Consider the following 9,185-nt stretch of genomic DNA (forward strand, 5'->3'; position numbering starts at 1 on the left):
CGCCACCATCACCCGGGCGAGCTTCGACCTCTCGGACGACGACAGGGTCGCCGCGCAGCAGCGCCTTACACGTCTCAGCGAACGCTACCCGACAATCGAACGCTCTCGTCTGCTGTTGGACAACGATTGGGACGGCGCTTTCCGGAAAGGCCTCGGCTTTCTGCTCGATGGCCTCTCTCCAGGATGAGGCTGAACGGTAGCTTTGGACTCAAAGCGACTGTCGCAAAATCCCGATTAGAGCGACAGTTTTGCACCTGATTCTTTTGCGACGTCGCAGAAGAAGCCGTTGCGTCAAGGTTTATGGTTCCACGGTGGGTCGTGAGCCGAAATGCAAGCTGAGACACTGCCCGGGCACTTGACGAAAGGTCGGCCGCGCGCAATTCTGCTAAGATGTCAGACCAATTTTGGGCGTAGGCACCATGCGAGCGCGCGGCGAACTGCCCGGGGCACCTGCCACGCGTGTGGCAATCGCCACGCTCCCGCCGTTGGACCGCGGCAAGCAGGTTATGGAAGCGCTAGCCGACTATGTCGAGCGCGCTGCGCTGAAGAGCGGTGACCGGCTTCCGACCGAACGCGAATTGATGGCCGCGCTTTCCGTCGGGCGCTCGACGATACGCGAGGCGATGGGGCGTTTCGAAGCGCTCGGCGTCACCGAGACCCGCAAAGGCAGCGGCACCTACCTGCTGAAGCCGATATCCGCCGGCACGATCCATTTGCCGCTGTCGCTCGATACGGCAGAGCTGCGCGATGGCCTCTTGCACACCCTCGAGGTACGCCGCGGCATCGAGGCCGAGGCTAGCATGGTCGCGGCGCGGCGGCGGACAGTCGACGATCTGCGGACGATCGAGGAAAAACTCATCGAGATGGAGCGCGTCCATCTCGCCACCGGCACGTCGGGTCCGGAAGACTTGGCCTTTCACCTGGCCGTCTATGACGCCACGCACAACCCGCTTTTCCGCCAACTCCTGGGGCAGATGCGCGAAGCTTTCGAGCGCTTCTGGGACCATCCTTTCGACCGGCAGGATTTTGCGCGGCGATCGTTTCCGTATCACCGCGAGCTGTTCGATGCCATCGTCGCCAGGAACGCGGAGCTGGCGCGCGGAAAAACGCTGAAGATCCTCGAGATCGTGGCAGAGGATATCGAGGAAATGTCGAAATGAACGGTGCCGATTTTTTCGACCAGGCGTCGCTGATCGCCGCCCATGACGAGGGCAACGCCTTCGATGCCGTCGTTCCGCCGATCGTGCAGACCTCGCTCTTCACCTTCCCGAACTATGACGAGATGCTCGAGACATACCGCGGCGAAAAAGTGCGGCCGACCTACACGCGCGGGCTGAACCCGACCGTGCGCATGTTCGAGGAAATGCTGGCAAAACTGGAGGGCGCTGAGGACGCCATTGGTTTTGCGAGCGGCATGTCCGCCATCTCATCGGCAGTGCTGAGCTTCGTCGAACCGGGCGACCGCATTGTCGCGGTCAGGCATATCTACCCGGACGCGTTCCGGCTGTTCGGGACGCTGCTCGCGCGCATGCGCATCGAGGTGACCTATGTCGACGGGCGCGACGAGGCGGCTGTCGCGAGCGCCCTGCCTGGCGCCAAGCTGTTCTATATGGAAAGCCCCACCAGCTGGGTCATGGAAACGCATGACATCGGTGCGCTCGCTGCGCTGGCAAGGTCCAGCGGCATCCCGACCATCATCGACAACAGCTGGGCCAGCCCGGTCTTCCAGCGGCCGCTGTCGCTCGGTGTGGACGTTGTGGTCCACTCCGCATCCAAGTATCTGGGTGGCCACAGCGATGTCGTGGCCGGAGTGGTCGCGGGCTCGAAGGACTTGATCGGCCGCATCCGCGGCGAAGCCTATCCATATCTCGGCGGCAAGCTGTCGCCATTCGACGCCTGGCTCTTGATCCGCGGCTTGCGCACGCTGCCGATCCGGATGCGCGCGCATCAGGCCTCCGGCCTCGAAATCGCACGGCGCCTGCAGGATCATCCGATCGTGGAGAAGGTCTGTCATCCGGGGTTGGCCAACCAGCTTCCTGCGGGGCTCACCGGCACGTCGGGCCTGTTCTCATTTGTCTTCCGCGACGGCATCGATATCCGCACGTTTGCCGACCGCCTCAAGCTGTTCAAGCTGGGCGTGTCCTGGGGCGGCCACGAAAGCCTCATTGTGCCCGGCGAGGTCGTGCTGCAGCAGAAGGCCCAACCCAATTCCGCGATGGCGTTCGGCGTCCATCCGCGGTCCGTGCGTCTCCATGTCGGCCTTGAGGGAACCGAGGCGCTGTGGAGTGACCTGGAAACGGCGATCGACGCCGCGTCCGAAGAAAAGACCTGAAGCAACCAGACAAGAAGGGAACGGAAAATGAAGAAGCTTCTTATCGCCGCATTCGCCACCGTACTGATGTCGGGTGCTGCACTCGCCGACACGACGCTGAAGCTCGTGGAGGTGATCACCAGCCCCGAGCGCACCGAAACCCTGAAATCGATCGTCTCCAAATTCGAGGCTGCCAACCCGGGCACGAAGGTCGAAATCATCTCGCTGCCCTGGGGCGAGGCGTTCCAGAAATTCGCGACCATGGTGTCCGCCGGCGAAATCCCCGACGTTATGGAGATGCCGGACACCTGGCTCTCGCTCTATGCCAACAACGGCCTTCTCGAAAGCCTCGAACCCTATCTTGCCAAATGGGAGCACACCTCGGGCCTCACCGATCGCGCGCTTGAACTCGGCCGCGACGTGAACAACACCGCCTACATGCTCCCCTACGGCTTCTATCTCCGGGCGATGTTCTACAACAAGAAGCTGTTCCAGGAGGCTGGTGTCGCCGAGCCGCCCAAGACGATGGACGAGTTCGTGGCGGCGTCGGAGAAAGTTTCCAAGCTTCCGGGCAAATACGGCTACTGCCTGCGCGGCGGGCCGGGCGGCCTCAACGGCTGGATTATGTTCGGCGCAACGATGGCCGGGTCCAACAAATTCTTCAACGACGACGGCACCTCGACGATGAACAGCGAGGGCTGGATCAAGGGACTGACCTGGGTCGTCGATCTCTACAAGAAGGGATTGGCACCGAAGGACAGCGTCAACTGGGGTTTTAACGAAATCGTCGCCGGATTCTACACCGGCAATTGCGCAATGCTTGATCAGGATCCGGACGCACTGATCGCGATAGCCGAGCGGATGAAGCCGGAAGACTACGGCGTCACGACCATGCCGAAGGGGCCTGGCGGCAAGACGTTCCCGACCATCGGCTATGCCGGTTGGTCGATGATGGCGGCCAGCCAGAACAAGGACCTGTCCTGGAAGCTGATCGAAACGCTCGAAGGGCCCGAGGGCAACGTCGAGTGGAACAAGCGCACTGGAGCGCTGCCGGTCCACAAGTCGGCCGAAAAGGATCCCTTTTACTCAAGCGAGCAGTTCAAGGGCTGGTTCGCCGAACTCGAGGACAAGGATGCAGTGCCGACGGTCATGCCGACCTATCTCGAGGAGTTCGCCTTCTTCAAGGACTCGATGGTCATCAAGACCAGTCAACAGGCCCTGCTCGGCGATATCACACCCGAGGAAATGGCCAACCAGTGGGCGGACTATCTGACCAAGGCGCAGCAGAAACACCTGGCCAAGAAATAAACGGCGGACCGAGAGCATCGGAGCCGCCCATCGTGGGCGGCTCCGGTAGATCTCGTCCATGGTCGATTGGAAGGATGGCCAATTGGAACGAAAGCGTTAGCTGATGGTTTTTGACGCCACCGCCGGGTTCACGGAATCGCGCCGCCGGTCGCTGGTCGACCGGATCACGCGCCATGCCGAGCCGTATCTTTACACCGCCCCGGCGCTGATTCTGATCGTCACCATCATGCTGGCGCCGCTGGTGCTAGGCCTGTCCTACGCCTTCCGCGACGTGCACTTGCTCAACCCGTTCTCTGGCGGCTATGTCGGGCTCGATCATTTTCGCACCCTCTATGACGACGAAAATTTCTATCGGGCGCTGCGCAACACGCTGTGGTGGACCGGCGCATCCGTCTTCCTGCAATTCGTGTTCGGCCTGGCCCTAGCGCTGTTGCTCGACCGGCCGTTTGCCGGTCGCGCCATCGCGCAGGCGCTGGTGTTCCTGCCCTGGGCGGTGCCGACCTTCCTCACCGGGCTCAACTGGGCGTGGCTGTTCAACCCCGTCATCGGACCGCTGCCGCATTGGCTTTATGCGCTCGGCCTGATGAGTGAGCCGGCCAACATCCTTTCCAATCCGCAGCTCGCCATGTGGGGACCGATCATCGCCAACGTCTGGTGGGGCATTCCCTTCTTCGCCATCACGCTGCTGGCGGCGCTCCAGGCCATCCCGCGCGACCTCTACGAGGCGGCGGCGATCGACGGCGCCGGTGCGGTCAGGCGGTTCACGTCGATAACGTTGCCATTCCTTGCGCCGACCATTGCGATCACCGTGCTGTTGCGCACCGTCTGGATCGCGAACTTCGCCGACCTGATCATCGTCATGACCAGCGGCGGCCCAGCCGACCGCACGCAAATTGTCGCGAGCTACATCTTCACGCAGGCCTTCAGGGCCCTTGATTTCGGCTATGCCTCGGCCATTGCGCTGGTGCTGCTCATTCTGCTGCTCGCCTATTCGATGCTGATCGTCATGCTTCGGCAAGTCCTGATGGATCGGGCTTGATGGATCGGGCGATGACCAGATGAACAGGTATTCGATTTTCGGCACCGCGCTGCATCGCCTGGCGATCCTCTGCTACGTGGTCTTTGCGCTGTTCCCGCTGTTCTGGCTGTTGAAAGTATCGGTGACGCCGAACGATCTGCTCTATTCGGAGGGCGTGCGGATGTGGCCGTCGCGGATGAGCTTTGAACATTTCCGCTTCGTGCTCGCCCACAGCGCATTCCCGGTCTTCTTCAGGAACAGCATGATCGTTGCCGGCGCAACGGCCGTGATCGTGACGCTGCTCGCGTCTCTCTCTGGCTATGCGTTGTCGCGCTTCACCTTCCGCGGCAAATACTGGCTGGTCGCGCTGATGCTGCTCACCCAGATGTTTCCATTGGTGATGCTGGTCGCGCCGATCTTCAAGATGCTCTCGCCGCTCGGGCTGACCAACAGCCTGACCGGGCTGGTCGTCGTCTACACCGCCTTCAACATCCCTTTCGCAACGTTCCTGATGCAGTCGTTTTTCGACGGCATTCCCAAGGAGCTGGAGGAGGCGGCCAAGATCGATGGCGCTACGCAGTTCATGGCATTTCGCCAGATCGTCCTGCCGCTGACGCTGCCGGGCATTGCGGCGACGCTGGGTTTTGTGTTCACCGCCGCATGGAGCGAACTGCTGTTCGCGCTAATGCTGATTTCGGGCAACAGCGCCGCCACGTTTCCGGTCGGTCTGCTCACCTTCGTGTCGAAGTTTTCGGTCGATTTCGGGCAGATGATGGCGGCCGGCGTGCTGGCACTGATCCCGGCCTGCCTCTTCTTCCTGTTCATCCAGCGCTATCTGGTACAGGGCCTGACGGCCGGCGCGGTCAAGGGCTGAGTGAGGTTTCATGGCATCGATCGACATCCGCAACGTCCGCAAGAATTTCGGCATCGTCTCCGTGCTGCACGGCGTCGATCTGGCGATAAAGAACGGCGAGTTCGTGGTGCTGGTGGGCCCGTCGGGCTGCGGCAAGAGCACGCTGCTGCGGATGATCGCCGGGCTCGAGGAGGTGACCGAAGGTGAGATCCGGATCGACGGCATGCGCGTCAATGAGCGGGCGCCCAAGGACCGCGACATCGCCATGGTGTTCCAATCCTACGCGCTCTACCCACACATGAACGTCGCCGAGAACATGAGCTATGGCTTGCGGATCCGGAAGGCCGCCCACGAGAAGATCACAGCCGCTGTCAGCAATGCCGCCCGGAAGCTTGAGCTGCAGCCGCTGCTTGCGCGGCGGCCGAAGGCACTGTCGGGCGGTCAGCGCCAGCGCGTCGCGATGGGCCGCGCGATCGTGCGCCAACCCAAAGCATTCCTGTTCGACGAGCCGCTGTCCAACCTCGACGCGCGCCTGCGTGAGCAGATGCGGGCAGAGATCAAGAAGCTGCACCGCGACCTCGGCGCGACCTCGATCTATGTTACCCACGACCAGATCGAGGCGATGACACTGGCCGACCGGATCGTCGCCATGCATGAGGGCGTGGTGCAGCAGGTCGGCAGCCCGCTGGAGCTTTACGACCGCCCTGCCAACCTGTTCGTGGCCGGCTTCATCGGATCGCCGGCCATGAATTTTCTGTCGGCACGCTATGAGGTCGGCGCAGGCACGGCCGGCGCACGATTGCCTGACGGAACGCTGATTGGGCTTTCGTCTGGTTATCAACTGGAGGAAGGCGCGGCGGTGACGCTCGGCATCCGGCCGGAGCACGTCGAGATGTCGCCGGCCTCGGAGAGCAGCCTGAGGGCGACGGTCGACCTGATCGAGCCGACCGGCTTCGGCATCATCCTGCATCTCGGCCTGCACGGCCTGCCATTCAACGTCTTCACGCTCGACCGGGCGGCGCTGACGGCCGGCCCGACCGTGACCGTGGCGTTCCCGCCGCAGCATCTGCATTTGTTCGATGAGACGGGAAAGCGCGCATTGGAATCGAGCCTCCAGAAGGGGAAGGGCTGATCCTCGTTACGATCGCTCAGATCATTCGGATTCTCCCAAAACCGGTTTCCACTTTTAGGTCCCATGTTATTGTCTATCTTGGCACCGCCGAATTCGATACAACGTCCGGCCTCGACATGCTCCTGGACGAAATGGAACGCGCCCGCGGCGGCGCTAAATAATATCCGGGCAAGGTAGTCGAGCGCATGCGCTTTCTGTTTTTTCTGATCCTGCTCGCCGGCACCGGCATCGGCGTCGTCTATCCCTGGGCGATGAGCAATTTCTCCGGCCATGAGATTGGCACCTGGCGGGTCTACGAGCAGGGCCGGTTCAAGCCGGTGACGGTATTACTCGCCGCTCGCGACGCGCCGGTGCGGGTGCTGGTCGACCTCACCGCGAGGGCCGAACGCATCGTCGTCTCGCAACAGCGCACCGTGCTGACGCTGACCGCCGCCACCGGCGGCAGGACGGTGCTCGCCTCGACGCTGCAATTCAACCATTCGGAAAATCCGCGCCAGGTCAGCCCGCAACTGCCGGACAAGATCTTTCGCGACGAGGCAGGCCTGATCCCGACGGTCAGCCCCGGCCCCTACATCTTCACCGTCGGCCCAGGCGACGCCGAGGGCATCGAGATGCGGGCGGTGGACCTAGTGCTGCGCTCCGGCGTTGGCGAGGTCGATCATCGGGCGCAGCCGGTCGGCTTCTCGTTGATGGCAGTCGGCCTGATCGGGCTGGTGCTGGCGTTTCGTTTCGGTGGCGGCGGCCGGCCGCAAAATCCGAATTCGCAGCCGCCACCGCCGCGCTGGGGCAGGGGCGGGTCGTCGAATTGAGTATCGTATGAACTACCGCCACGCCTATCACGCCGGAAACTTCGCCGATGTCGTCAAGCATGTCGTGCTGAGCCGGCTCGTCGAATATCTGAAGCAGAAGGACAAGGCGTTTCGCGTCATCGACACCCATGCCGGCATCGGCCGCTACGACCTGTCATCGACTGAAGCGCAAAAGACCGGCGAATGGCAAGGCGGCATCAGCCGGCTTTTCGATGCCGCGCTCGACGCGCCGGCGGCATCACTTCTGGCGCCTTATCTGGAAGCCGTCCGTTCGCTCAATTCTGAAGGCGGCCTGAACAAATATCCGGGCTCGCCGCTGATCGCGCGTCATCTCATGCGCAAGCAGGACCGGCTGTCAGCGATCGAGTTGCATCGCCAGGATGCCGCGAAGCTGAGAGCGCTATTCGCCGGCGATTTCCAGACCCGGGTGATCGAGCTCGATGGCTGGCTGGCGCTCCGCGCGCATCTGCCGCCGAAGGAAAAGCGCGGTCTCGTGCTGGTCGATCCGCCGTTTGAGGAAGAGTGCGAGTTCGACCGCCTCGTCGATGGGCTGCGGAAAGCCCACAAGCGCTGGCCGGGCGGCATCTATGCGCTTTGGTATCCGGTCAAGGACCGCAAAGCGGTCATCGCCTTCCGGAAAGCGCTGGTGCAGTCAGGCGTCCCGAAGCTGCTCGACATCGGCTTCGAGATCAGGCCGCCATCGGCCGAGCCCAGCCTCGACGGCAGCGGCATGGTGGTGGTCAACCCGCCGTTCACGCTGGAGCGCGAGCTGCGCACGCTGCTGCCGGCCTTGCACAAATTGCTTGTCGTCGGAAAACCGGCGCACTGGACGCTGGAATGGCTGGCGGCGTAAGGCGGCAGAGGTATCCGCGCGCCTGCATTGGCTGAAGGCGATTTCAGCCTAAGAAACCATCGTCTCTACAACCGCTTGACCGCGCGCAAGCGAATCCGCACAGTGCGCGCAGTCGACCATAAGAGGCTGCCATGACTCGCTTCGCCCAATCCGCACTTGCCGCACTGATCGCCCTTTGCACGCCGCTCGGCGCGTCCCTCGCCGTCACCCAGGCAGCAAAGGCGGCCGACCTTGCCGTCTATACCGAAGAAGACAGCGGCGTTTGCGGTGAGGCCTGGGTGCTGAACAAGATCACCAGCCGCTTCTCCTACCAGGTGCGCCACGTGCCGAATCTGCCCGATGTCGAGATCACCGATTTCCAGGGGATCCACCAGCACCGCTATCTGCCAGCCAATGAAACCTGGCCGATCGGCCGTCGCTATTGCGGCGCCACCGTCAGCCTGTCCGACGGCCACGCCCGCACCATCTGGTATCTGATCGAGGAAGGGCAGGGCTTTGCCTCGATCGGCGATAATGTCGAATTCTGCGTCGCGGGCTTCGACCGCTGGATGGTCTACAACGGCCGCTGCCGCGTCCTGCGCTGAACGCGTTTACCTGGCTGCTCCGCCTCATCGAGGATGGCGCGAAGGAAGGCGGCGTGACCGCGAAAGGCGCGCCGTCCGATTGATGTCGCCTTGACCCGCGTTTGCGGCCGGCGTCCGACAAACAGCTTTTCGACATCGACATATCCCGCCTTGGCAAGCGTATCGATATGCGCGCCGAGATTGCCGTCGGTGGCATTGACGATGGCCTTCAATCGGGTGAATTCCAGCGCTTCGCGCCTCTCCAGAGAATTCAGCGCCGCCATGATCATGAGCCGCACGCTCTGGTGGATGATTTCGTCGGCAGCCATCATTGGGCC

Annotated in this window: 10 protein-coding genes and 1 pseudogene; 10 read left to right on the forward strand and 1 reads right to left on the reverse strand. The window is 62.6% G+C overall.

Features of this window, described 5'->3' with window-relative positions:
• The 10 genes and pseudogenes from EOA86_RS10850 to EOA86_RS10900 all read left to right on the forward strand — a co-directional run.
• A pseudogene (locus EOA86_RS10850) lies at window positions 1-187 on the forward strand (TetR family transcriptional regulator); the annotation flags it as partial.
• A 232-nt stretch (window positions 188-419) separates the two neighbouring features.
• A complete protein-coding gene (locus tag EOA86_RS10855; RefSeq protein WP_127212333.1) occupies window positions 420-1,160 on the forward strand; it encodes a FadR/GntR family transcriptional regulator in 741 nt (246 codons plus the stop codon).
• On the forward strand, window positions 1,157-2,332 hold the full coding sequence (locus EOA86_RS10860) for a PLP-dependent transferase (RefSeq protein WP_127212332.1): 1,176 nt from the start codon (window positions 1,157-1,159) through the stop codon (window positions 2,330-2,332). Before EOA86_RS10855 ends, EOA86_RS10860 begins: the two co-directional genes overlap by 4 nt.
• Before the next feature lie 27 nt (window positions 2,333-2,359).
• Window positions 2,360-3,619 carry a sugar ABC transporter substrate-binding protein gene (locus tag EOA86_RS10865; RefSeq protein WP_128341622.1) on the forward strand — a complete coding sequence of 420 codons (1,260 nt, stop codon included), beginning with the start codon at window positions 2,360-2,362 and terminating at the stop codon, window positions 3,617-3,619.
• Between the two features lie 103 nt (window positions 3,620-3,722).
• Complete coding sequence (locus EOA86_RS10870; protein ID WP_128341624.1) at window positions 3,723-4,658, forward strand: sugar ABC transporter permease; 936 nt, start codon at window positions 3,723-3,725, stop codon at window positions 4,656-4,658.
• Between the two features lie 19 nt (window positions 4,659-4,677).
• Window positions 4,678-5,511, forward strand: a complete 834-nt coding sequence (locus EOA86_RS10875) for a carbohydrate ABC transporter permease (RefSeq protein WP_095483211.1) — start codon at window positions 4,678-4,680, stop codon at window positions 5,509-5,511.
• Window positions 5,512-5,521: 10 nt separating this feature from the next.
• Window positions 5,522-6,622 carry a sn-glycerol-3-phosphate ABC transporter ATP-binding protein UgpC gene (gene ugpC / locus EOA86_RS10880; protein WP_065008940.1) on the forward strand — a complete coding sequence of 367 codons (1,101 nt, stop codon included), beginning with the start codon at window positions 5,522-5,524 and terminating at the stop codon, window positions 6,620-6,622.
• A 185-nt stretch (window positions 6,623-6,807) separates the two neighbouring features.
• Window positions 6,808-7,431, forward strand: coding sequence for a hypothetical protein (locus EOA86_RS10890; protein ID WP_128341625.1), 624 nt, complete (start codon window positions 6,808-6,810; stop codon window positions 7,429-7,431).
• 7 nt (window positions 7,432-7,438) lie between these two features.
• Window positions 7,439-8,284 carry a 23S rRNA (adenine(2030)-N(6))-methyltransferase RlmJ gene (locus tag EOA86_RS10895; RefSeq protein ID WP_128341627.1) on the forward strand — a complete coding sequence of 282 codons (846 nt, stop codon included), beginning with the start codon at window positions 7,439-7,441 and terminating at the stop codon, window positions 8,282-8,284.
• 131 nt (window positions 8,285-8,415) lie between these two features.
• On the forward strand, window positions 8,416-8,868 hold the full coding sequence (locus tag EOA86_RS10900; RefSeq protein WP_095519595.1) for a hypothetical protein: 453 nt from the start codon (window positions 8,416-8,418) through the stop codon (window positions 8,866-8,868).
• Here the strand turns inward: EOA86_RS10900 and EOA86_RS10905 are convergent.
• Window positions 8,838-9,179 carry a transcriptional regulator gene (locus EOA86_RS10905; RefSeq protein ID WP_029354350.1) on the reverse strand — a complete coding sequence of 114 codons (342 nt, stop codon included), beginning with the start codon at window positions 9,177-9,179 and terminating at the stop codon, window positions 8,838-8,840. The genes EOA86_RS10900 and EOA86_RS10905 overlap by 31 nt on opposite strands.
• Window positions 9,180-9,185: the final 6 nt, after the last annotated feature.

Source organism: Mesorhizobium sp. M5C.F.Ca.IN.020.32.2.1, from assembly GCF_004023105.1.
Classification (GTDB): domain Bacteria; phylum Pseudomonadota; class Alphaproteobacteria; order Rhizobiales; family Rhizobiaceae; genus Mesorhizobium; species Mesorhizobium wenxiniae.